Genomic DNA, 24,954 nt, shown 5'->3' on the forward strand with positions numbered 1-24,954 from the left:
TCGGGCGACCGACTGATCGACCGAGCAGCTACGCCGCCAGTGGCAGGTCGTCGTCGCCACGGGGGACAGCTCGGAGCCGGCCTGCCTGGGCTTGGTCGAGCGCTCGGGGCGAGGGCGTTGACGGCCTGGTCGGCGGAGTCCTTGAAGAGGTGGCCGCAGAGGTTGATCGTGGTCGTGAGGGTGGCGTGGCGCAGGTCGTGCGGCCCGATCTTCGGGAAGTCGAGTTCGGCGGTGCGTTCAAGGAGGTCCGGGTGACGGGTGTGGTGATCCGGTCGTGGTCGGATTCCGCCATCCGGGGGGCGGTCCCGGCTTCCAGGTAGTTCATATGACTGATTCCCCGGCTTGTCCGTGCCTGCCTGCCGGGCGTGTCCGCGTCGGCGGGTGAACGTGGGGGCGTTCTGTACTCATCGACCGATCGACGTTCCAGGGGCCGCCCGGTCCGATCGGCCGGCACGGAGGGCTGGATCGCCATGGTTCGGACGTGGTCGGGATACCGGCGGAGGCGGTGCGCGTCCTTCGTGGCCGCACTGCTGGCCTGGGGGGCGGTGGTGCTCGCCGTGTCGCCGGTGGTCGTGGCCGATCCGGGCCCGGCCGACCGGACGCCCGCCGCCGCCCGGACGGCGTCGCCCACGTCGCCCGCGCCGATGGCACCGCGGGCGAAGCGGGCCGTGGAGGTCGACGTGACGACCAACGTCGCCGGGCCGACCAGCGGGTCAGCGGGCCAGGGGTTCACCTACACGGTGACCATGAGCAACAACGCGCTGACCGCGGCCGACGGAGCGCCGTTCACCGTGACGCTGCCGGCCGGCGCGACGAACGTGGCGGCGACCTGCTCGGCCGCCGCCGGCGCCGCCTGCCCCGCCTCGCTGACCGTGTCGGACAGTCAGATCTCGGGCACGGCGGTGACCCTGCCGCACCTCGGGGTGCTGACGTTGACCGTGACCGGCCGCTTCGGCGCTCCCTCGTCATCGTCGGTGACGGCGTCCTCCCACATCGACCCGCCGCCGGGGGCCACGGACACGGACCCGAGCTCCAACGACAGCTCGGTCAGCACGACGGTCAGCAACCAGATGAGCCTGCGGGTCACCAAGTCCCAGTCGTCGACCACGATCCTGCCGGGCCAGCCGAACACCTACACGGTGACCTTCAGCAACGAGGGCAGCGGCTGGGCGGACGGTGCGACGATCCGCGACTACATGAGCGCGTCGAGGTCGCTCTACACGTCGTACGCCGTACACATCGTGTCCTGCGACGGCACCGGCGGTGCGAGCTGCCCGTCGTTCATCATGGACACCACGGCCACCAACAACACCGTGATCTTCTCCGGTCCGGCCGGGGCGTTCCCGCCGGGTGCGACGCTGACGGTGGTGATGACGGTGGACCCGTCCGGTCCGGAGCCGGAGTGCTCGTCGGCGCCGACCGCCGACATCGTCGGCAACACCGCCAACTTCTTCACGCCGAACGGTGTGACCAACACCCTGTCCAGCCAGGCGTTCGTCTCGGCCACCGGCCTCACCCCGAGCCAGTGCCCGCAGACGGACATCTCCGTCACCAAGACGCAGAGCAACACGCAGATCCTGCCGGGCACGCCCAACACGTACACGGTCACCTACCGGAACAACGGTCCGAACGCGGCGGACGGCTCGACCATCCGCGACTACCTGGAGTCGACGCAGCGGATCTTCACCTCCTACGCCGTGCACATCGTGTCCTGCGACGGCACCGGCGGGGTGAGCTGCCCGTCGTTCATCCAGGACACCACGGCCACCAACAACACGATGGTCTACTCCGGCGAGCTGGGCGCGTTCCCGCCCGGCGCCGCGCTGACCGTCGTCATGACGGTCGACCCGACGGGCGCGCCCACCACGTGCAGCAGGAATCCGACGGTCGACATCATCGGCAACACCGCACAACTGTTCACCGCCAGGCCGCTGGTCAACACCGGCGACAGCACGGCCTACACCAGCGCGACCGGGCTGACGCCCGAGCCCTGCCCGCAGACGGAGATCTCCGTCACCAAGACGCAGGCCAACACGGTGATCCTGCCGGGCATGCCCAACACGTACACGGTCACGTACGAGAACAAGGGGCCGAATGCCGCGGACGGGTCCACGATCCGGGAGTACCTCAGCTCGCCGACGACCCTCTTCCGCTCGTACGCCGTGCACATCGTCTCCTGCGACGGCACCGGCGGCGCGACCTGCCCGTCGTTCATCCAGGACGGGACGGTCGGCGACAGCCAGCCGGCCTACTCCGGTGAGTTGGGCGCGTTCCCGCCCGGCGCCAAGCTGGTCGTCGTCGTGACCATCGACCCGGCGGACCCGACCCCGCTGGCGGCCTGCCCGAACACCGCCACGATCGTCGGCAACAACGCGAACTTCTTCGTCCCGACGACGCTGGTCAACACCGGAAACAGCTCCGCCGGCACCACGGCGACGGCTCCGTGCGCGGACATCGCGGTCAACAAGGCGGTGGAGCCGGCCGCGGTGCAGGCCGGAGAGGCCGTCACCTACACGATCAAGGTCTCCAACGGGTCGCCGCAGACGGCGAGGACGGTGGAGTTCTCCGACCCGCTGCCCCCGGCCACCGCCTTCGTCTACGGCTCGGCGAGCTGCGTGGCGAACTCCGGCGCCTCGGTGTGCGGTCCGGTGGTGTTCGACCCGGTGACCCGCACCGTGACGTCCACCATCCCGCAGATCGGCGCCGGACGGGACTTCGTCACCATCACCGTCACCGGCACCGCCGGACCGATCCCCGGCACCTACCCCAACACCGCGACCGGCCGGTCCTCCACCGGTCCCGACGCGTTCCTGGACGCCATCCCCGCCTCGAACGAGAGCACCGTCTCGCTCCAGGTCTTCAACACGGCGTCCACCATCACCGTCGTCAAGCAGCTCACCGGCCTGCCCGCCGGCGGCCTGCCCGCCCCGCTCACCTTCACCGGAACGGTCACCTGCGGCACCCAGGCACCGCAGACCTGGTCGGTCACCGTCCCGGCCGGAGCGAGCGGCGCCACCGCCGCGCCGCTCACCTTCTACGACGGCCAGCAGTGCACCATCACCGAGGACCCGCCGCCGCCCCCGCCCGGGGGCCTGCACTACACCGGTCCGACGGTGATCAACCCCTCCGTCATCGACAGCCTCGGGCCGCAGGCCGACCATCAGGTCATCAGCTCCACCCCGCTGGGCGACAACGCCGACCTGAGCCTCACCAAGGAGGTCGACCGGGTCACCGCGACCGCCGGGGACACCGTCACCTACACGTACGAGGTGGCCAACACCGGCACCGTCCCGGTCACCGGCACGACGATCAACGAGAGCGTCTTCACCGGCAGCGGCACCAAGCCCGTCCCCGTCTGCCGGAGCACCGACCTCGCCCCCGCCGCCACCACCACCTGCACGGCCACCTACACCGTCACCGCGCAGGACGTGACCGCCGGATCGATCACCAACACCGCCACCGCGACGGCCACCGCGGCCACCGGGCCCGACCCGGTGAGCAACGAGGCCACCGCGACCGTCCGCACCGTCACCGCGCCCGGCATCCTGCTCGCCAAGGGTGTCACCCCGGACACCGTCGACCGGGCGGGCACCGTGCTGTCCTACGCCTTCACCGTCACCAACACCGGCGGCGTCCCGCTCACCGAGGTGCACATCACCGAGACCGCGTTCAGCGGCTCCGGCGGCGCGCCGGCGGTCGACTGCCCGGCCGCCGCGCTCACCCTGGCGCCGGGTGACTCCGTGGTCTGCACCGCCACCTACACCACCACCCAGGCCGACATCGACACCGGCACGATCACCAACGCCGCCACCGCCACCGGCCGCGCGCCCACCGGTTTCGACAGCCCCGTCTCCGCCGAGGTCCACGCCACCGTCACCGCGCCCGCCGTGGCCGGGCTCACCCTGGCCAAGACCGCGGATTCCGCCGACACGCCGCCGATGGAGGGCTCCACGGTGACGTACCGGTTCCTCGCCACCAACACCGGCAACGTCACCCTGAGCGGACTCGACGTCCGGGAGACCGCGTTCGACGGCCACGGCACCCCGCCCACCGTCACCTGCCCGCCCGAGGCCGGCTCCCTCGCCCCGGGCGTCGCCATCGCCTGCACCGCCACCTACACCGTCACCGCGGCCGACGCCGCCGCCGGATCGATCACCAACACCGCCACCGCGAGCGCGACCGACCCCGGCGGCCGGCCCGTGCAGGCCGAGTCCACCGTCACCGTCCTCCCCGCCCAGGCCAACCCGGCCCTGACCGTGGCCAAGACCGCGTCCCCGACCACCGTCCACCAGGCGGGCGACACCATCCACTACACCTTCACCGTCACCAACACCGGCAACGTCGTTCTCACCGACGTGACCGTGGCCGAAACCGCGTTCAACGGCCACGGCACCGCGCCGACCCCCGACTGCCCGCCGGCCGACACCGCCCGACTGCTCCCGGGCGGGACGGTGACCTGCAGCGCCACCTACACCGTCACCGGGGACGACCTGCGGGAGAAGCGGATCGAGAACACCGCGACCGCCACGGGCCACGCGCCCGGCGGTGCGACCGCCACCTCGCCCGGGGCCACCGCCCAGGTGGCGGTGGACGTGGCCAGCCCCAGCCCGTCGCCTAGCCCGTCGCCCAGCCCTTCGGCGTCGCCGAGCCCGTCACCCAGTCCCTCGCCGTCGCCGAGCCCCTCGCCGAGCCCGTCGCCGTCACCGTCGCCCAGCCCGTCAGCGTCGCCGAGCCCCTCGCCCTCGCCCTCGCCGAGCCCCAGCCCGTCGCCGAGCCCGTCACCGTCGTCCAGCCCGTCAGCGTCGCCGAGCCCCTCGACGTCGCAGAGCCCGTCACCGACGCCCAGCCCGTCCGCGTCTCCGACGTCTCCGTCGCCCAGTCCGACCCAGCCTGGCCCGACCCACCCCGGTCCTAGCCACCCCGGCCCCACCCACCCCGGCCCCACCCAGCCCGGCCCCACCCACCCCGCCCCGACCCACCCCGGCCACGAACTCGCGGAGTCCGGCATGAGCATCGCGCCGATGCTCGGATACGCGGCACTGGTCCTGCTCGCCGGAACGGCCCTGGCCCTGACCGTCAGCAGGCGACGCCGCTGACGACGGCCGACCCGTGGACCACGGCGCCCGCCCCCTCCCCGGGGCGGGCGCCGCCGTTCGCCGCCACCGCGCCGGCCGTCGCACGCGGGCAGTGGGCCGGGTTCGCCCCGGTCGGATCCATCGCCACCTGCGCAGACGAGGGGACACGACATCCCGGGGCCTGTTCGTCACCGAGAGCCTGTGGGGGAGTCGTCCTGCCAGGCACCAGTTCTGACGTTGCCGAGCTCACTTCGGGCGAAGTCGGTCGGAGCTCGCGACGAGGCGACCACGGTGACAGCCCGTTCGGCGGGCCGAGGGCTACCACCAGCGCTTCGGCCTCGTCCACGTCGACTTCACCACCCAGCGCCGCACCCCCAGGGCGTCCTGCGCCTGGTACCGCGGCCTGATCGCCGCTCACCGGAATCGCCGCGTACGGTAGGTGGACCTCGGGGCCAGTGGTGGCACGCGACGGTCCGGCCCCGGAAGGCGGGGCACGGTGGACAGGGGCGTCCGTGGCCGCGCGTCACGGCAACGATGGCTCAGCGGCTTGCAGGGGGCCGCAGGACCGTGAAGATCACCTGGTCCACCCGTCCGGGTTGGTGTGCCGTCCCAGGCCCACGCGGCGGGCGTCGGCACAATGAGGCATGGGATCAAGCCCTGGGCCGGTCGGTTCACCGTCGGCGACACTCGATCGGGCCGCCGCGCGGGGCGAGCGCTGGTGGCCGGTGGCACTGGCGATCGCCACGGCCGCGATGCTCCACCTGGCGCTGCCCGCCTCGTACCGGCTGGACCCCGCATGGATGGTTCCCGTGGTCATGCTCACCCTGCTGGGGGCGCTGATCCTTGGTGACCCGGGGCGGATCGATCGGCAGAAGCGGTGGCTCAGAGTGGTCACCGATGTCATGATCGGCTTCATCACCGCGGCCAACCTCTATGCGGGTGTCCACCTGGTGGTGGACATCCTGACCGACAACAAGCTGTTCGCCGACAACGCCACCGGTCTGCTGGCCACCGGGGGAGTGACCTGGGCCACGAACGTGATCGCCTTCGCGCTGTGGTACTGGGACCTCGACCGAGGCGGCGCGGCTGCCCGCGCCCATCCGCTCCAGCCGAGCCCGAGCTTCGTGTTCCCCGAGATGCAGCACTCGGCCTACGTGACGGCCGACTGGGTGCCGAGGTTCGCTGACTACCTGTCGCTGGCCTTCTGGACCGCCACGGCGTTCAGCCCGGCCGATGTCTCCGCCGTCAGGAGATGGGCGAAGCTGCTGATGATGGTGGAGGTCGCGGCCTCCCTCATCGTCGCTGCCCTGGTGATCGCCCGCGCGATCAACATCCTGCAATAGGCGAGGCGGGCACACCGGCCCGTGGTGGGCGGCCGCCTCGTCGACGAAGTCCGTCGGACGGACATGACCGGTGTGGGCAGGTGCACCTGACTGTTGGCCATCCGTGCCCGGATGTTCTCCCCGGGCTGACGACGTGCCGGCCTGCGCAGGACGGCAGGGCGTTCTGTCTCGACCGGGCCCGATCCGGCGTCCCGGGTGTGACGTCGGTCATACCGCCGCCGTCGGGTGGCGGGCGACTGGCGCTCGCGGCCGCAGAAGCTGCAGGTCACGGGCGGAGCCGGTGGTCCGTGGACGAACCGCGGCGGTCTGATGATCTGGCTATCCGGGGAGGATTGAGCCTAGCCTGCCCGCCATGTCCCAGAACACGAACACTCCCGGCTTCCCCGGGCAGCCGGTCGCTCCGGTCGGCGACTCCGCCAAGGTGCAGCGCCAGGTACAGCAGCAGGCGGGTGTCGGCCCGGTCTCCGGTGGCGGCGGCACCCTGTTCTCCGAGCCGGTCCTTGTGGTGAACCAGAAGGCCAAGCTGATCGAGCTGACCAACGAGTACGCCGTCTTCGACCAGCAGGGCGCCACGCTGGGCTCGGTGGTCCAGGTCGGCCAGAGCGGTCTGCGCAAGGCGGTACGACTGCTCACCTCCCTCGATCAGTATCTGACCCACAAGCTGGAGATCCGTGACGCGCACGGCAGCCCGGTGCTGCTGCTGACCCGCCCGGCGAAGTTCATCAAGTCGCGGGTGGTCGTGCAGCTTCCGAACGGCCAGGAAGTCGGCCAGATCGTTCAGCAGAACGCCATTGGGAAGATCAACTTTGCGCTGGAGGTCGGCGGGCGGAAGGTCGGCGCCGTCAAGGCCGAGAACTGGCGGGCCTGGAACTTCTCCATCGTCGACGAGGCGGACGCCGAGATCGCCCGGATCACCAAGACCTGGGAAGGCCTGGCGAAGACGATGTTCACCACGGCCGACAACTACGTGCTCCAGATCCACCGCCCGCTCGCCGACCCGCTGCTCAGCCTCGTCGTGGCGACCGCGCTGACCGTGGACACCGCGCTGAAGCAGGACGCCCGCGGCCTCGGATAGCCGCGACCGCACCCCGTTCGTTGTTCGTGCCCCACCCCCGGCCGGGGGCGGGGCACGAAGCCGGTAGGTGTCCGGGGCGGGCAGGGGTGGAGAGCTGGCAGGCCGCCGTCACGAATGGAACGGCAGTCTGTTCGACGGGCCGAGGGCTGCCACCAGCGCTTCGGCCTCGTCCACGTCGACTCCGGGAGGTCACGGTCACAAGTCCCCGGAGCAGTTGCTGGATCGTGAGCCCACGGTGGCCGGCGACGTTCACAGCCTCTGCTGCGTCCTCTACCTGCTCTGCTCGGGGCGACCTCCGCACGACGGCCGGACCGAGGGCGCCCTGCGCGACCAGCACCTGCGTGAGCAGCGGCTCCGAGGAGTGCTGTGGTCCCGGCGGACGTGGCTGAGGTGATCGTGCAGCCGAATGCCGTCTGGATCTCGGCGAGAGCGCGCCGACACTTGCCGCTCTCCAGGCGGCGGCTCGGATCACAACCGGGCTTCCCCCGGCCTTCCAGGGTGAGCCGGAACGCGTACGCCGGGAACTTGAGGAGAAGTACGTGGCGCGGCAGCAGTCCGCCGATCAGGCGTGGCGGGTGGTCCACGATCTGCGACAGCAGTCCACATGAGTAGCCGGGTACTCTGATGTCGGCCGGGAAGAGGAGGGGGCCGTTTGCGCAGGGTGCCGCCGGAGATGTTCCGGTTCACGACGGGGGACAGGGCCGAACTCTACGGTGCGATCCTCCAGGCCTTCGGGGCGGCCAACGAGCGGTTGGAGACCGCGCTGGGGGTGGACGACGTCCGGGGTCGGCTGCGGATGATCGGGTGGCTCGACGCGGTCCATGACGACGACCTCCAGGCGGCGCTGGGGAAGCTCAGGGAGTGGCAGCTGCTCGACGTCGTCCAGAACCACGCGGAGAACTACCGCACCGCCGAGGAGTACGAGCGCCGCAACCTCCAGTACTCGCTGACCCGGCGCGGTGAGGCCGCGTTCGCCGGGGTCGAGCACGCGCTGGCCGTGCTCGCATCGACCGGGGCGCTCCAGACGGCGGTGCTGGAGGCGATCACGGACCGGCTCGACGAGCTGTACGTCCTCATGGGTGATTCCGCGGCCTCGGACCGTCGGGTGTTCACGACGCTGATGGAGCTGGAGGGCCACCTGGAGGCGCTGCTGTCCAACACCAAGGCGTTCAACGGAGAGTTGCAGCGTCTGCTGCGCGCCGAGGGCGCGGACCTGGCGACCTTTCGCGAGGTGAAGGCCGCGACGGTGGCCTACCTCCAGGAGTTCCTCGTGAACCTGGACCAGCGGGGCCAGGCGGTGGCTACGGCCGTGGAGCGGGTCGAGCACCGCGGCGTGAGCCTGCTGCACGCGCGGGCGCTGTGGGGCGCCGAACTGCCGCCGGCCGCCGACGGTGATCCCGCACCGGCCTGGCTGGAGCGGCGCCGGGCGCGCTGGGAGGGGCTCCAGTCCTGGTTCCGGCCGGCCGACGGGGCGCGTGCCCGCGTGGAGCAGTTGCACGACGTGGCGCGGCGGGCGATCGTGACGCTCCTCCAGGTCCTCGACCGGATCACCGAGTCACGGCGTCGCTCCTCCAGTGCCGTCCAGGACTTCCGGGAGCTGGCCCGCTGGTTCGCCGCAGCGCCCGGCGAGGACGACCTGCACCGCCTGTGGTCGGCCGCCTTCGGCCTCGGCCCGGCTCGGCACGCCCATCTCGCGCACCCCGATCCGGAGTTGGTGCCGTCGTCGGGCAGCTGGGCCGAGACCCCGCCGGTGGAGGTATCGGCACTGCTGCGCACCAGCGGCCGTACCGAGCGGTTCACGCGCACCGGAAAGGTGCGCGACATCGGGGGCATCAAGGCGGCCCGGGCCGAGCGGGCCCGGAAGGAGAGGGCTGAACTCGAAGCCGCCTGGGACGTCCTGGGCACGGACGGCCCGGTGCGACTCTCCGGCTTCCGGATGCTGGACCACGTCGTCTTCGACCGGCTGCTCGACCTCCTCGGCAGGGCACTGGCCGCAGCGCCGGACGCGGGTGGGGCGCGTCGGGCGGTCACCTCCGACGGCCGCGTCGAGGTCGTACTCAGGCCCTGTCCCGACGGCGGACGGGCCGTCCTGCGGACCTCCCACGGCCAGCTCGAAGGCCCCGACTACTTGGTGGAGATCCGAAGCCCGGGCGTCATTCGGGCGGTCATCCGGGAGGACACCGGATGAGCCGACGGAGTGCGATCACCACCAGGAGGAGCGCATGAGCACCCTTGCCAACCAGCTGGTCCTGGCCGAGCGGCAGGACATCGCCCGAGGCATCAGGCTGCTCCTCGGCCGACCGCTGATCACCGAGCGCGGTGACCCGCCCGCCTTCGAACTGATACGCCGCCGCCAGGATCCGTTGACGAAGTGGTTCGACTACAACTGCGGCTGGCAGCTGGTGGTGGAGCCACGCCTGGGGTACGTGCGCCTGCTCAAGATCCGGACCGTGCCCGACGACTCGCGCCCCGCCCGACGGCTGCGGTCCGGCAGAGCCCCGTTCGACCGCCGCCGCTACACGCTGCTGTGCGTCGTCGCGGCCGAGTTGCTCCCGGTCCCGGTGACGACGGTCGGCCTGCTCGCGGACCGGGTCGTCCAGGCGTGTGCCACCGACGAGGCGCTGCCGCCCTTCGACACGGCGAGCAAGCCCGAGCGCATGGCCTTCGTGGACGTCCTCAAGCTGCTGGAGACCTTCGGCGCACTCCTCACGGTGGACGGCGCCACGGAGAGCTTCGTCGACTCGGCGAAGGCCAAGGTCCTCTACCGGGTGGACGCGACCGTGCTGATGCGCCTGCTCGCCGCGCCCGTCGGGCCGTCCCGGCTGGCCGTGCCGACGGCGGACGTACCACTGCGCTTCGAGGAACTCCTGCGGGGCACGGTGCGCGAGAGCAGGTACGGCGGTGCCGACGCTTCCGACGCGCAGCGCAACCTGAGGCTGCGGCACTCGGTGCTCCGTCGGCTCCTCGATGATCCCGTCCTGCACCACGACGAACTCGGCGCTGACGAACTTGCCTACCTGACCTCGCCGACGGGGCGGCAGATCGTCCGGCGTGCCGCCGAGCAGGGCGGCTTCGTGCTGGAGGAACGGGCCGACGGCCTGCTGCTCGTGGACCCGGAGGGGATCGCCACCGACAGCCGCTTTCCGGACGACTCCGCGACGGCCCGCGTCGCCGCCCTGCTCCTGCTGGAACCGTTGACGGACGCTCCGGACGGGCTGACACCGGAACAGCTCGTGGCCGAGGCGAACGGACTGCTGCGGCGCTTCCCGCAGTGGGCGAAGGGCTACCAGTCCGAGGACGGCGCCCAGCGGCTCACGACCGATGCCCTTCGCGTCCTCGACGACTTCGGCCTGGCGTGCCGGATCGGCGACCGCACCGTCCCCCGCCCCGTGGCGTTCCGGTACCGGACCGCCGTGGCCGACGGTCCCGCAACCTGACCAGGGAAGACCTCCGATGACCGTGACCCGGCTACCGCAGCGCCCCGTGTCCCCGACGGCCGCCGCAGCAGTGCGCTGGCGGCCCTCCAGGGCCGGAATCCTCAACATCTGGCGCTACTACGACGAGACCTTCACCTTTCACGAGGGCCGGCTGCTCCTGCGGGGGCAGAACGGCACGGGCAAGTCGAAGGCGTTGGAGGTGCTCCTGCCGTTCCTGCTCGACGCCAGCCTGCGCCCCAACCGGCTGTCGACCTTCGGCGGCTCCGAACGCACCATGCACTGGAACCTGATGGGGGAGGGCGCCTCGGGCAAGACCCGCGTCGGGTACGTGTGGCTGGAGTTCGTCCGCGGCGACGGCGACCCTGTCCGGTTCACCTGCGGCGCCAGGCTCCAGGCCGGCGTTCACACCACCGGTGTCACCGTGGACTACTTCACCACCGGCGCGTGGATCGACCGCCCCGGGGGCCTCTCCCTGGTCAACGACGCGGGCCAGCCGCTCACCCGGGCCGCGCTGGCCGACGCCCTGCAAGGGCAGGGTGAGTTGCACGGGTCTCCCACCGACTACCGCAACACGGTCCGGAGCACGCTCTTCCCGGGGCTGAGCGAGCAGCGCTACGACGCCCTGATCACCGCGCTGCTCCAACTCCGCACCCCCAAGCTCTCTGAGCGCCTGGATCCGTCGTTGCTGTCCTCCCTGCTCTCGCGGGCGCTGCCCCCGCTCGGCCAGGGGGAGATCACCGAACTGGCCGAGGGATTCGAGCGCCTCGACCGCCAGCGCGAACACCTGAAGGCCCTGGACGACGAGGTGGCCGCGGCCACCGCCGTCGCGAACCAACAACGCGGCTACGCCCAGCGCGTCCTGCGCGCCGGCGCGGCCGCGCTCATCTCCGCGACGACCGAAATGGACAACCTCGCTCGCATCGCGAGGGAGAGCGCGGAGGCGCACGCGGAAGCCGTGCGTGAGCGGGAGGAGAACAAGCGGGCGCAGCAGGAGCGCGAATACGGGCGGCAGGAGATCGAGGGCGCGATCGAGGGGCTGCTCGACTCCGAGGCGTATCGGCAGGGACAGGAACTCGATCAGCTCCGTCGCAGGAGCGAACAGGCGGACCGGGCCGCCGTCGGGGCACGCACCGCCGCAGACCGGAAGGTTCGGGCGGCCGACGAGGACGCGGGGCGTGCGGACGGTGCGCGGCTGCGCTCCGAGCAGAGGGCCGAACAGACCCGGGCCGCTCACGAGGACGCACGCGGCGCGGCGCGGCGAGCAGCCATGGAGTCCGTCTGCGCCGAGGTGCAGACGGTGCTCGGCGCCGCACAGGGGCCGCCCGGGGAGGACGAGGAGCAGGGGCGTACGGCGCGCCGCCTGCTGCGCGGTGCGGTCGTCTCGCGGCACCGCCAGATCGCCGACGTCCGCGCCGCCGTCGAGTGCCACGAGCGTTCCCTCGCGGGCCGGACGATGGCGGAGCAGCACCTCGATTCGGCGCGGGAACGGCTGGCCGGGGCGACCGCACGGCGTGACGGGAACGCCCGCGCCTACGAGGAGGCCGTCGACGCCCACGCCGCCCTGTTGCACCGTTGGGCGACGGAGGACTGCGCGGAGCTGTCGATCGACGACGTCGAGGAGCTCGCGTCCCGTGCCGCCGTCGAGACCGATGTCCTCGCGCTGGTCGAAGCCGCGGCCCGGGCGGCGGAGAGTTCCATCACCGCCGACGAGACGACCGCCCGCGCCGGCCGGGACGACGCCCGCGCCGGGCGTGACCGGCTCCTCGGAGAACTGGAACGCACCGCGGTCGCGGCGGATCTCCCGCCGGTTCCACCACGGACCCGCACGGCCGACCGGGCGGTCCTGCCCGGGGCGCCACTGTGGCGACTGCTGGCCTTCCGGCCGGATGTGCCGCCCGCCGATCAGGCAGGCGTCGAGGCGGCCCTGGAAGCGGCCGGCCTGCTCGACGCCTTGGTGACTGCCGACGGTGGTCTCGTCATCGCCGGACACGACACCCTGGCCGACCCGGCAGCGGCCGTGCCCGCGCCGGGCCCCTCGCTGCTCGACGTCCTGGCTCCGGAACCCGACGGCCTGGTGCCTCCCGCTCTGGTGCAGAGGCTGCTTCGCGGTATCGCCTACGGTCCCGCCCTGCCGGCGGACCACCCGGCCGCCGTGGGGGCCGACGGAAGCTGGCGGCTGGCGATGGCGGTCGGCTCCTGGAGCAAGGAGGAGTCCAGCCACATCGGTGCCGCGGCCCGGGAGCGCGCCAGGCAACGGCGGATCGCGGAGCTCACCACCGAACTGGCCGAGGCCGACACCGCCGTCACCGGTTACGAGACGCGGCTGCGTGCCCTCGCCGACCGCCGGACGCGCCTCGGTGCCGACCTCCGCTCCCGGCCGCACCACCGGGAGGTGGAGGGGGCCAGGAGTGTCTGGGAGCGGTCGGAGTCCGAGGTGGGCGCCCGCGAGGAGGCCGTACGCGAGGCGGTCGAACGGCTCGCGCGACAGGAGGCCGCGGTCGCGGACGCGCTGCGCGCACTCGCCGTCGCCTCGGCCGAGCACGCCCTGCCGACCGAACGAGCCGCGCTGGACAAGACGGCCGCAGCCGTCGACGCGCTGCGTGAACAGGCCGACGTCTGGCTCGACGCCCACCTCGCCTGGACAGCCGCTCAGCATGCCTGGAACTCCGCGCGCAGCCATGCCGAGGCATCCAGGGGCGCGGCGGCCGAGAGCCTGGAGGAGGCCGAGACCGCCGAGACCGCCGCCCGTGGGCTCCGATCAACGCTCCGGGCGGTCGAGAGCACCGTCGGCGAGGACTACCGCCAAGTGGCGGCCCGCATCAGTGACTTCCGGCAGTCTCTCGACCGGATCCGCCGCGACCTCGAATCCGGTACCCAGGCACTTCTCACGCTCGAAGGCCGCATCGGCGCACTGGGCGCGACCACGGCCCGGGACGAGGCCCTGCACGGCAGGGCCGTAGCGGTCCGAAACGAGGCCGCCCACGGCTTCCGGCGCCTGTGCGTCCTCGGCTTCCCCGAGGACGCGGGCCTCGGGCTCGTCCTCACCTCCGTGGACGGCACCCGTGCCACCCTCGAAGCGGCGCGCGAGACCGCCGCCGCGTGGCCCAGCGTGCTGCACGGCGCCAGGAACCTCGGCGACTCCCTGAACCGTCTCTCCGAGGCCGTCCACCGAGCCCGCCAGACCCTCAGCAGCCGTGCCGACCTCGAACTCGAAGCGGCGGAGGACGTCCACGTCCTCACCGCCACCGTCGACGGAATCCGGGTCGGCGCGGCCGGCCTCCTCGCCATCCTCACCGGCGACCGTGACCGCAGTCAGGGCGACATCACCGCCGCCGAACGCGGCCTCTTCGACCGGACCCTCACCGGCGACACCCGCCGCCACCTCGCCTCCCGGATCCGCCAGGCCGGTGAACTCGTCGAGCGGATGAACGGCCACCTCGAACGGGTCCGGACCGCCTCGCGGGTGGCTGTCCGTCTGGTGTGGCAGATCCACCCCGACCTGCCCGCCGGCACGCGGACGGCCCGTGAGCTGCTGCTCAAGGACCCGGCGCGGATCACCGAAGCCGACCGCGAAGCCCTGCACACGTTCTTCCGGGGCCGTATCGAGGAAGCGAAGACCCGCAACACGGCGGCGACTTGGGAGGAGCAGCTCGCCGAGGTCCTCGACTACACGGCCTGGCACCAGTTCGTCGTCAAACTGGACCGCGCCAACGGCTCCGGGTGGCAGCTGCTCACCAAGAAGCTCCACGGCGCGCTCTCGGGCGGCGAGAAGGCCATCGCCCTCCATCTGCCGCTGTTCGCCGCCGTGGCCGCCCACTACGAGGCGGTGCCGGAGTCGCCGCGACTGATTCTGCTCGACGAGGTCTTCGTCGGCGTCGACACCGTCAACCGCGGGCAGGTCTTCGGCCTCCTCGCGGCACTCGACCTCGACCTGCTGCTCACCTCCGACCACGAGTGGTGCACCTACCGGGAGCTCTCCGGCATCGCCGTCCACCAGCTGATCACCGGAGGTGACGGCGACGACGCCGTCACCAGTGCCCGCTTCACCTGGACGGGAACCGACCTGCTGTCCGACGAAGCCGATGCGGAAGAACCGGCATGACGGACCGGCACCCCCTCGACCTTCCCGAACTCCGGCCCCTCTGGTCGGCCGTCCACGACCGCCTCTCGACCGGCCGCCCCGTCAGCCGAGTACGGTCCGGACCGCTCGACGACGCCGGTCGGGAGGCACTGGCCGACCTCCTCGGACTCGACCGGCTCCCCGGCACCGAACCGACGATCCCCCTCGCCGGACTCGACGGTGCCGTGCTGGACGCCTGCGGTCGGCCCGTCCGGGACGTGGTGACCGCGATCCTCGGGCCGATCCACGACCGGGCCGCCGAGCGCCACCACAGGACCGGTCAACGCGACGCCCTGTGGGCGTGGTTGGGCGACCACGAGGTGGTCACCGCCCAGCCCGCTCTGCTGGAATGGGTCGGCCACCTGCGGACCGCCGGCCTCGTCGACGGCTCACCCGATCGGACCAGGGGCCTGATGACCGCCGCGCTGACCGTCCTCGCAGCGCTCCCGGCCGGCGGTGAGCCACTACCGGTCCTCGCCGCTCGCCTCCTGGACGGCGACTCCCACGCCCTCGACGACGGGACCCGGCTGTCCTCCCTGGTCCTGCGCGCACTGGCGGTGCTGTACGGCACCGACATGCCCGACGCCGCCGAAGGGCGACGCGCACTCTGGGGCCGAGCCGGCGTGGCCGACGACGAGTTGTCCGCCACCGTGCTCGCCGCCGGTCTCCGCCCCGGGGGCGAAGGCCCGGTCGCCGGGATCTCCCGGATCTGCGCCGGAGCCGGGCACCCCGTCAGCCTCACCCTCGCCCAACTGCGCTCACCCGGCGAATTCACCGGTCCCGCGGGACCCGTGCACATCACCGAGAACCCCAGTGTGCTCGCCCTCGCCCTACGACGCTTCGGCCGGCAGTGCCCGCCGCTGGTCTGCACCTCCGGCTGGCCCAACACCGCCGTGATCCACCTGCTGCGCCGACTCGCCGAGGACGGTGCATTCCTGCACTACCACGGCGACTTCGACGGCGAGGGCATCCGGATCGCGGCTCACGTCATGGCCAAGACCGGCGCCGCTCCCTGGCGGATGGCGGCCGAGGACTACCGGGCCGCCGTGACGCGGGTTCCCTCGGGCCCCGATCCGGGCCGCCTCACGCCTGCTCCATGGGATCCGGGGCTCGTCGACTCGATGGCCGAACTGCGCACCGCAGTGGTCGAGGAGATGGTCGCAGACCCTCTCCTCGACGACTTGGCAGACCACCGGCACGGAGAATGACAGCCTGTTCGACGGGCCGAGGGCCACCACCAACGCTTCGGCCTCGTCCACGTCGACTTCCCCACCCGACGCCGTACCCCCGGGGCTCCTGATCTGCGACTGACCCGGAACGTCCCGGTCATCGGAGTTCGAGGACGAGTGAGGCGTAGGAGGGGATCATCACCTTCCGGGCGTAGCTGCGCGAGACGATGCGGTACGGGCGACCCGCGGTGCAGACCGCCTCGACCATGCGGGCGATCTCGGCCCGTGCGACGGGGGCGCCCAGGCAGAGGTGTCGGCCGGCGCCGAACCAGAGCTGGCGCGAGCGTGGGTCGTACGGGCGGGCGAGGTCGAAGCCGCCGGCGAGGTTGTCGGCCGCGTAGGTGACGAGGAGGATGCGGTCGTCCTCGCGGAGCTGGCGGCCGGCGAGGGTGACGTCCGCGCTGACGTGCCGTCCGACCACCGGCGCGGGGGTGGTCACCCGCAGTCCCTCGCGGACCGCGTCGGGGACCAGTCCGGGGTCGGCGAGGAGCGGTTCCTGTTGCTCGGTGTCGTGGATCAGGGCGACCGTTCGGGCCATCGCGCTGGCGGCGGTCTCGGTGCCCGCGACGAGCAGCAGCGAGGCGAGGCCGCAGGCCTCCTCCAGCGTGATCCCGGCTTCGCGGCAGCGGCCGAGCAGGGTGTCGGGTCCGGCGTCGGCGTAGGCGGCGGGGACGCCGCTGGTCAGTGACCTGACGATGTCCCTGGCCGCTTCGATCCGCTCCGGCGGCAGTTCGGTCGAGGCGGCCGTGTCGAGGGCGAGTGCCGCCAGCCGCTCGCCGGCGGCGAAGGTCTCCAGGTAGGCGGAGTCGTCGCTGTCCGGCGGGAGTCGAAGACCCAGCAGGTCGGCCATCAGGCGGCCGACGACGAGCCGGGCGGCCGCGGCCACGTCGACCCGGTCGCCGGCGGCGAGGCGAGCCGTGACATCGGTGTAGACCGGTCCGGCGGCCCGCTCGACCAGGGCGGCGGAGTTCTGCTCGGTGAACAGGTCCCGGGCGCGGCGGCGCAGGTCCGCGTGGCCGGCGCCGTCGAAGAGCCGGGTGACGTACGGTCCGAGGATCTGCTCCCACAGATGGCCCACGCCGCCCTCGCCGAGCAGGGTGAAGTGCTCGTGGTCGTTGAGCACGGCCCGGATCAGGGTGGGTTCGCCCGCCACCCAGCCGAGCCGGGGCACCCGTCGGATCGGTCCGAAGGGCCGTGCCATGGTGATCCTGGTCAGCGTCCACAGCGCGGGTCGGCTGGCCCACAGCAGCTTGCTCTCGTGCCGTTCCGCCGTTGTCGTCGCGCTCATCGCCGCCCCCGCCGCCGCCTTGGGTGTCCGTGCGAGGAACCGTACCGTGGCAGGGCCCGGCCCTGGGATCATCGTATGATCGGGCGGCCCGGGGGAGGCCTGGACAGCCTGGACACGGTGTCGGGGAATGTGGACAGGTGGTCGGGCCACCGGTGCCGGTACGGGCCGGGGGCGGCCCTGATCGGCCTGGCCGGCGGAGTCCCGCTCGGCGTCCTCTTCGCGCGGTTGTGAACCTGGTCGAGTGGGAGCATCGGTGACGGATCTGTGGGTGGTCGTGCCGGCCTACAACGAGGAGGCCTCGCTGCCGGCCACCTTGCGGGCGCTGGCGGGGCAGAACGACGTGGATTTCGAGTGCGTGGTGGTGGACAACACCTCGACCGACCGGACCGCCGAGGTGGTCCGGGAGTTCGCCGTCACCGCCGGGTTCCCGCTGCACCTGATCACCGAGGCGCGCAAGGGCACCGGCGCGGCGGCGGACACCGGGATGCGGTACGCGATCAAGGCCGGTGCCCGGTACCTGGCCCGCACCGACGCCGACTGCCTGCCGGTGCCCGGCTGGACGGCGGCCGTGCGGCGCGGACTGTCCGGCGGGCTGGAACTGGTCACCGGCCCACTGAGGCCGCGAACCGACGAGTTCCGGCTCAAACTGTGGGAGAGCCGGCTGCTTCCGGCGGTGGTCGCGGTGGCGGCCCGGTTCGGCAGGTTCCGGCCCGGCAACCAGGATCCGCAGTACCTCGGCCCGTACCTGATGTGCCCCGGCTGCAACCTGGCCATCACCGCCGACCTCTACCAGCGCTGCGGCGGCTTCCCGCGCACCGCGATCGAGGAGGAGCACGAGGACCGCGCCCTGGTGAACCGGGTCCGCAGGCTCACCGCGGCGTACGGGCAGGTCCCGGGCATGACGGTCCACGGTTCGGTGCGGCGGCTGCGCGCCTTCGGGCTGCGCAACACGCTGGCCTGGTACGCGGACCACCGGTACCGGCCGGACGTGGTCGACATCCGATGAGGCGTCGGGAACACGTCCGGGAGCGACGGGCGGCGCAGCCGGCGGCGAGGGCCGGGCGGATCGTACGGCGACGGGCCGGGCGGAGCGCACGGCGACGGATCGAACGGCGGGTGCTGATCCCGGCGTCCGCACGACGGGAGGTGACGGCCGGATGAGCGGCGAGTCCCCGGAGGTGACCACCCCATGAGCAGCACGCCGGACCCCGCAGGCACCGGACTGGCCGGGCGGATCGCGGACCACGCGCGCCGGACGCCCGACGCGCCTGCCCTGCTCGACGCGCACGGCACGCTCACCTACGGCGAGCTCGCCCGGCGGATCGCCGCGACCGCGAGCGGGCTGCGGTCCGCCGGAATGGGCGCCGGTGACACCGTGCTGTTCGCGGTCCGCCCCGGCCGGGACGCCCTGGTGCTCGGCCTGGCCGTCATGGCGGTCGGCGCCGCCGTGGTGGTGGCCGACCCGGGCGCCGGCGCCGAGCTCGACGCCGCACGCGGCCGGCTCGTCGCCGAATCGCTCGCCGCGCCGCGCTGGCTGGCCGCCGAGTCCTGGCTCTCCGCGCTCTCCGCGCGCAGGGCCGGGCGCACACTGCTGCGCCGCCTCGGCCTCGACCTTCCCGCGCTCCACGACCCGACCCTGCGCCTGGTCCACACCGGCCCGCGCCTCCCCGGCCTGCCCCCGCACGCACTCTCCGCCGCCGCGCTGGCGCGCACGGCGTCCGCACCCCCGTCCGAGCCCGCGGGGGATCCGGACCGCCCCGCCCTGATCGTGTTCACCTCCGGCACCACGGCCCGCCCCCGCGGGGTCGTGCACAGCCAGGGGACGCTGCTGGCCGGCGCGGACCTGCTCGGCGAAAGCCTCGGCCTGCCCGCCGCCCGGGGCCCGGTCGTCGTGCACTCCGAGCAGCTGATGATGGCCTTCGCCTTCCTCGCCGCCGGCGCCACCTGGTCGGCGGCGCCGCTCCCGGTGCGTCCGAAGCGGTTCCTGCGGGACCTGCGGCGCCGCCGCGCCACCCACACCTTCGGCACCCCGGCCGCCCTGTCCCGCCTGCTCGCCGCCGGTCGGCTCCCGGACACCCTGGGCACGGTGCTGCTCGGGGCCGCTCCCGTGCCGCCCCCGATTCTGCGCCGCCTGCGGACCGCGCTCCCCTCGGCCCGGATCGCCGTGATCTACGGTGCGACCGAGATGCTGCCGATCGCCGTGACCGAGGCCGGGGAGAAGCTCGACCACGCACCTCACGGCGACCTGGCCGGCCACCCCCTGCCCGGCGTCACGGCACGCCTCAACGAGGAGGGCGAACTGCTCCTCCGCGGCGCCCACCTGGCGATCGGCTACGTCGGGGACGGCGCGATCGGCGAACTCAACACCGGCGACCGGGCCCGGATCGACGCCGAGGGCCGGATCGTCCTGCTCGGCCGGACCAAGGACATGCTGATCCGCGGCTCCTTCAACCTCTACCCCGGCCTGTACGAACCCGCGATAGCCGCCCTTCCGGGCATCGCCGAGGCCGTCATCGTGGGCGTCCCCGATCCGCTGACGGCCGACGAGGCGGTGGTGCTGGCCGTCCGTCCGGACGGCTCGGTCCCGGAACCGGAACTCCTGCGCCGCCTGCACCGCGAACTGCCCCGCACGATCGACCACGCGGCGCTGCCGGACCGGATCCACTGCCTCCCGGCGATCCCCCGCCGGGGACGGACCGAGAAGCCCGACCGCGAACAACTCCGCGCGCTGGTCGCGCGGGAGAGGCGGTGATCGCCGAAGTCGCACGGAGCACCCGTGCGGATGGCCGCGCACGGAAGCCGCGTCGCGGCGACCGCTCGACAGAGCGGCCCCCGCCCGGATGGGTTCCGGACGGGGGCCGCGGGGTTCTACAGGGTTCGGTGGCCTTTGAGCGGGGTGGTCAGGCGGCTCGGGCCTGGAGGTGCCAGCGCTGGTTGGCGCCGGAGTTGCAGGGCCAGAGCCCGAGGGCGGTGCCGTTCGCGTCCTGCCAGCCGGGCAGTTCCAGGCAGCTCTGGGACGCCGGGTTGTAGAGCCGGCCGTCGCTCTGGCGGACCCAGGTCTGCTGGTCGGCGTTGCCGCACGGCAGGATGACGACCGGCGAGCCGGTGGGACTGGTGCTGAGGCAGCGCTCGGTACCGGGGACCTTGATCCTGTTGTCGGCGGTCAGCGTGAAGTACTGGGCCGAGCCGTTGTAGCAGTCGTAGATCCGCGGCACGGCCCCTTCCTGGCCGCCCCAGTTGTCGATGCAGCTACCGGCGTTGTAGGCGCTGCGGATCTGGACGTTCGACCCGACGGTGGCCACGGTGTTGGCCTGCTGGTCGGTGAGGGCGTACGGGTGGACCCGGACGTCGCTGATCGCGCCGGAGAAGAGGGCGTTGGTGGAGACGCCGGTCTTGTTGGTGCCTTCGGCCCCGATGAGCAGGCCGCCGTTGGTCTTCCAGGACGTCGGCGCCTTGTTGCTGCCGACCGCCCTGCCGTTCACGTAGAGCGTGACGGTGTGCGTTCCGGAGTTGTAGACGCCCGTCAGGTGCGTCCAGACGCCGACCTGGGCGGTCTCGCCGCTGGCGGCCGAGTAGTAGGCGCCGGTGCTCTCCAGGTCCTCGCCGGTGACGGTGAACAGCCACTGCTGGAGGCCGGGGTGGTAGTGCAGGTAGAACGGGCTCCGCTCCTGGCCGACGATGGAGACGGCGGACTGGAAGCCGGCGGCGCTGCCGAGCCTCACCCAGGCGGAGACGCTGAAGCTCTGGGTGGTGTCCAGACCGGTGGTCGTTCCCGCGCTGTGGGTGGTCCGGTAGTAGCCGGCGCCGTTGAAGGCGGCGGCGCGGTTCGCCGCACCGTTGTGGTCGGTCGTGGTGCCGACCGTCTGGTAGGCGATCAGCGGGTTGACCAGGGTGGAGTCCGAGGTCTGGCTCTGGCCGTCGAGCCCCCACCAGAGCGGGTTCACCGAGGTGTCGGCGACCGCCTCGGGGCCGACGTACCAGGTGAAGCCCGGGTCGGCGGCGCCGGGGTTGACGGTCTCGCCCCACCAGATGTCGATCCGGCCCTCGTTGGTCCTGCCCCAGAGGGTCGGGGAGCCCTTGCCGGTGAGGTCGCCGTCCGACCCGAGGACGGGCCAGCCCTCCACCGGGACGGACCCGATGACGGACACGTGGGAGATCCCGGTGACCGTGGGCACGTTGAGGACGGTGCCGGCGCCGTCGATCACCGGCTGGCCCTGCTTGTCGGTGGCGACCACGGTACCGGTGGTGAAGGTGTAGGCGAGCAGGGCGCCCTTGGCACCGTCCGGGGCGGCCTGGAGGTTGCGTGCCCACAGACCCGGGTGGCCCTGCTTGGCCCAGTCGCCCGGGGTGATGAGCTCCTTGTCCTTCCACCCGGAGGCGGCGAGGAGGACGGGCTTGCCCAGGGTGTTGTTGACGGTCGCCGGGTAGTACCAGAGCGCGCCGTCGGTCCCGCCGTTGGTGCTCTCGACGGTGAGCAGGCCGGTCTTGTTCTTGAACTGCAACTTGTAGTTCAGGTCGGCGTTGACCGGGTCGCCGAGCGAGGCGACCCGCAGGGTGTTCGACCAGTCGGCGGCGTTGTATCCCGCGGCGGTGCGCCAGGCGCAGTTCTCGGTCGCGGTCACCACGCACTGCGGCTTGGCGAGCTCCACCTTGGTGTCGATCCGCCCGTACTGGCCGGTGTTGCCGGGATTGCCGTAGACGTACAGGTTGGGGCTGCCGGGAGCATGGGCGATGAAGTCGTCGATGTTGTTGCCGCCGGTCAGGGTGCCGCGATGGGCGAACTGGACGTTGTCCCAGCCCTGCCCGGTGGGCGAGTCCGCCCGGCCGGCCACCAGGGTCACGGCGGTGTTCCTGGCGAGCGGGTTGCCCGGCACGGTGTAGGCGCGCAGGTTGCCGGACTGGTCGGGGGTGACGATGTCGGGCGCGCTGTCACCGGTCACGTCGCCGAAGGCGGGCGGGGGGCCGTCCGGGTTCCACGGGACGTAGAACGAGTACGGCGCGATCAGCGAGACGTTGCGCGCGTTGTCCATCACCTGGATGTACAGGATGTTGGTGCCCCAGCGGTTGGGGACCACGTCGGCCCCGCCCTGCGGGATCGAGGACCCGCAGACCCAGCCGGCGCCGGCCAGCTGCGGGTCCCAGGACCAGCGGGCGCAGGCGAGGCCGGAGCTGCCACCGCCGTCCGGCGCGGGGTCGGCCACGGTGAACGGGACGATGCCCACCTCGCCGGTGCGCTTCCTGGTGGTCTGGCCGTTGCCGGACGGCGGGTACTGGGTCGCCAACTGGGCCTCGGACAGCTGGGTGTAGCCGTTCGGAACCTGGATGGTCGGCGGGGTCAGGTCCACGCCGAAGCGGCAGGTGGGCGTCGAGTTCGACATCCCGACCAGGCCGTCGGTGGCGTGGGTGCTCCAGCCGTAGACGTGGCCGTCCTTGATCACGTCGGAGCGGACGTTGAAGCTCGCGTTGGCGCCGTTGCCGACCCAGCCGGAGAGCCCGGAGTCGACGTCGGGGACACCGGGGAGCGAGTAGTCCCAGATGTGCGACCAGCTCTGCAGCTGGTTCTGGACAGGGCTGTGCACGGTGGCGTTGAGCGACACCGCGCCGTTGAATCCGCTGCTGGAGTTCATCCAGCCGATCGACGAGCCGTTGCAGCCCTGGTCCTCCGCCCACGGCACGGCCGTGCTCGGCGCCGGCCAGGCGTACTGGCCGGTCGGGGTGTCGGGGGTGATGTCGTACTCGACCGCGACGACCGGCTGGTAGTCCATCCGCTTGAAGGCGTTCCGGTCGCTCTCGTTGCGGGCGAACAGGCCGAAGGCGAGGGCGTTGTTGCCGGGGGTGTGCGCCCGGTAGGCCGAGGTGACGTCGTAGTTGAACTGGCGGGTGCCGCCGCAGCCGCTCTGGCCGGAGCCGGCCACGCTGGCCTCGCCGATGCGGCCGCCGATGACGCCGGGGGGGTTGGCCCACGTCGTGCCGCCGTTGATGCCGCCGGTCAGGTACAGGTCGACGGTGTAGGCGTTGGTGCAGGACCAGTCGGAGGACTGGTACTGCCAGACGGAGAGCGTCGCCTTGTTGATGACGGTGGAGCCGAACCCGCTGGTGTCGAACTGGTAGTACGCCCGCTCGATGCCCTTCTCGGTCCGCCAGCCCTGGTAGCCGACGCCCGGGTGCGAGTACTCGTCGCCGTTGCCGGTGTTCCGCATGTAGTTCGGGAAGTTGGGGTAGGCCTGCTGGGTCCAGGTCCAGGCGTTGGCCGAGCGCGCGTCGGGGATCCAGGAGGGGTCGATGTACCACGGGCCCTGGCCCTGGCCGAGGACGGCCTGATCGACCGTCAACTCGACGGCGTCGGCCGTGACGGCGGCCGGCATCACGGCGACCTTGGCGCCGGCACCGGGGCCGAAGGCGCTACTGCTCTTCTCGGCGGTGCCGGGGCCGTCGGCCGCGTTGTTGCCGCCCGGTGCGCCCTGTACGCCCCGTGCTGCGCCGCCCGCCGCGGCGGCCGGGGTCGCCGGGGAGCTGTCCCACACCTGGGGCGCCGGGGCGTGCCAGCGCACGGTGCCGTCGGCGGCGGTCGCGGTGAGGTTGTTGTCGGCGTCCGCCTTGACCGTGACACCCTTGGCCTCGGTGCCGAAACGGACCTTCTTGAGCTTGGGGTTCTTGGCCGCCTCGGCGGTCTTGACGACCAGGACGGTGCTCAGCGCCCCGTACTTGGTGACGGTGACCTTGAGGTCCACCCCGGGCTCGACCTCGGGGTAGGTCAGGCTTCCCCCCTCCGCGTCCAGGACCGGCTTGGTGAGGGGGAACGGCGAGCCGATGGCCAGGCTCTCGCCGTCCGCACCGGTCAGCGTCCCGAGCGGCCCCTCGCCGCCGCCGGACAGGTGCACTCCGGAGGCGGCGACCGCGGGCCGGAACCCGCCGGCCGGGTCGGCGACCAGCCTGCCGTCCAGGACGGCCCAGCCGCCGTCCGGCTTCCTTGTCCGCTGCTGGACGGCGTGCTGGGTCCGGGAGAGGTGGCCCTCCGGGGTGACGACCGTCTCACTGAACTCGTCCGTCAACTCCGGTACGGGGACCGGGTTCTTGGTCTCCTTCGCCCTGGCGATCGCCTTCTGGGTCGCGGTGACGATGGGCTTCGCCTGCGCGCGCTCGGCATCGGCGGCGGCCATGGTCTCGGAGCTGGGGCCGGACGATGCCGAGGGCGCGGCTCCGGGCCAGGTGGGGGGCACGCCGGGCGCGGTGTCGGCGAACGCGGCCGGAGCCACGGACGACAGTGCGAGCACGAGCCCGACGGCGGCGGCGCAGGTGCGCCGGCGTGAGTGTCCCGGTCGGCGGCGATGAGTTCCGGATCGGGCTTCGGAGCCCGATCCGGAGAGAGCAGCTGGCATGTTCTGAT

The 24,954-nt window shown here is 72.5% G+C and carries 11 protein-coding genes and 2 pseudogenes; 11 read left to right on the forward strand and 2 right to left on the reverse strand.

Annotated elements, in window-relative coordinates; translation table 11 throughout:
* The first annotated feature begins 518 nt into the window (after positions 1-518).
* The 9 genes and pseudogenes from ACFVFS_RS20805 to ACFVFS_RS20845 all read left to right on the forward strand — a co-directional run bounded on the left by ACFVFS_RS20805 (position 519) and on the right by ACFVFS_RS20845 (position 16,258).
* Positions 519-5,096 carry a DUF5979 domain-containing protein gene (locus ACFVFS_RS20805; protein ID WP_380626071.1) on the forward strand — a complete coding sequence of 1,526 codons (4,578 nt, stop codon included), beginning with the start codon at positions 519-521 and terminating at the stop codon, positions 5,094-5,096.
* A 289-nt stretch (positions 5,097-5,385) separates the two neighbouring features.
* Positions 5,386-5,514 (forward strand): annotated as a pseudogene (locus ACFVFS_RS20810) (family 1 glycosylhydrolase); the annotation flags it as partial.
* Positions 5,515-5,800: 286 nt separating this feature from the next.
* Positions 5,801-6,418, forward strand: coding sequence for a hypothetical protein (locus ACFVFS_RS20815; protein WP_380626072.1), 618 nt, complete (start codon positions 5,801-5,803; stop codon positions 6,416-6,418).
* A gap of 373 nt (positions 6,419-6,791) precedes the next feature.
* Positions 6,792-7,493, forward strand: a pseudogene (locus ACFVFS_RS20820) (phospholipid scramblase-related protein); the annotation flags it as partial.
* Between the two features lie 235 nt (positions 7,494-7,728).
* On the forward strand, positions 7,729-7,887 hold the full coding sequence (locus ACFVFS_RS20825; RefSeq protein WP_380626073.1) for a hypothetical protein: 159 nt from the start codon (positions 7,729-7,731) through the stop codon (positions 7,885-7,887).
* Between the two features lie 279 nt (positions 7,888-8,166).
* Positions 8,167-9,681, forward strand: coding sequence for a TIGR02677 family protein (locus ACFVFS_RS20830; protein ID WP_380626101.1), 1,515 nt, complete (start codon positions 8,167-8,169; stop codon positions 9,679-9,681).
* A gap of 34 nt (positions 9,682-9,715) precedes the next feature.
* Positions 9,716-10,930: a TIGR02678 family protein gene (locus ACFVFS_RS20835; RefSeq protein ID WP_380626074.1), complete on the forward strand. Its 1,215-nt coding sequence runs from the start codon at positions 9,716-9,718 to the stop codon at positions 10,928-10,930.
* A gap of 16 nt (positions 10,931-10,946) precedes the next feature.
* Positions 10,947-15,032 carry a TIGR02680 family protein gene (locus ACFVFS_RS20840; protein ID WP_380626075.1) on the forward strand — a complete coding sequence of 1,362 codons (4,086 nt, stop codon included), beginning with the start codon at positions 10,947-10,949 and terminating at the stop codon, positions 15,030-15,032.
* Complete coding sequence (locus tag ACFVFS_RS20845) at positions 15,029-16,258, forward strand: TIGR02679 family protein (RefSeq protein WP_380626076.1); 1,230 nt, start codon at positions 15,029-15,031, stop codon at positions 16,256-16,258. Before ACFVFS_RS20840 ends, ACFVFS_RS20845 begins: the two co-directional genes overlap by 4 nt.
* Positions 16,259-16,376: 118 nt before the next feature.
* Here ACFVFS_RS20845 and ACFVFS_RS20850 read toward each other — a convergent pair whose 3' ends face one another.
* Positions 16,377-17,567, reverse strand: coding sequence for a cytochrome P450 (locus ACFVFS_RS20850; RefSeq protein WP_380626077.1), 1,191 nt, complete (start codon positions 17,565-17,567; stop codon positions 16,377-16,379).
* 253 nt (positions 17,568-17,820) lie between these two features.
* On the opposite strand from ACFVFS_RS20850, the gene ACFVFS_RS20855 reads away from it, so the two are divergent.
* Together ACFVFS_RS20855 and ACFVFS_RS20860 are read left to right on the forward strand one after the other, a co-directional pair.
* A complete protein-coding gene (locus ACFVFS_RS20855) occupies positions 17,821-18,573 on the forward strand; it encodes a glycosyltransferase family 2 protein (RefSeq protein WP_380626078.1) in 753 nt (250 codons plus the stop codon).
* 183 nt (positions 18,574-18,756) lie between these two features.
* The gene (locus tag ACFVFS_RS20860) at positions 18,757-20,319 is read left to right on the forward strand and encodes a class I adenylate-forming enzyme family protein (RefSeq protein ID WP_380626079.1); all 1,563 of its coding nucleotides are present in this window, start codon (positions 18,757-18,759) and stop codon (positions 20,317-20,319) included.
* A 148-nt stretch (positions 20,320-20,467) separates the two neighbouring features.
* Here ACFVFS_RS20860 and ACFVFS_RS20865 read toward each other — a convergent pair whose 3' ends face one another.
* Complete coding sequence (locus tag ACFVFS_RS20865; RefSeq protein WP_380626080.1) at positions 20,468-24,823, reverse strand: LamG-like jellyroll fold domain-containing protein; 4,356 nt, start codon at positions 24,821-24,823, stop codon at positions 20,468-20,470.
* Between the last annotated feature and the right edge of the window lie 131 nt (positions 24,824-24,954).

The sequence above is a fragment of the Kitasatospora sp. NPDC057692 genome (assembly GCF_042799475.1).
Taxonomy (GTDB): Bacteria; Actinomycetota; Actinomycetes; order Streptomycetales; family Streptomycetaceae; genus Kitasatospora.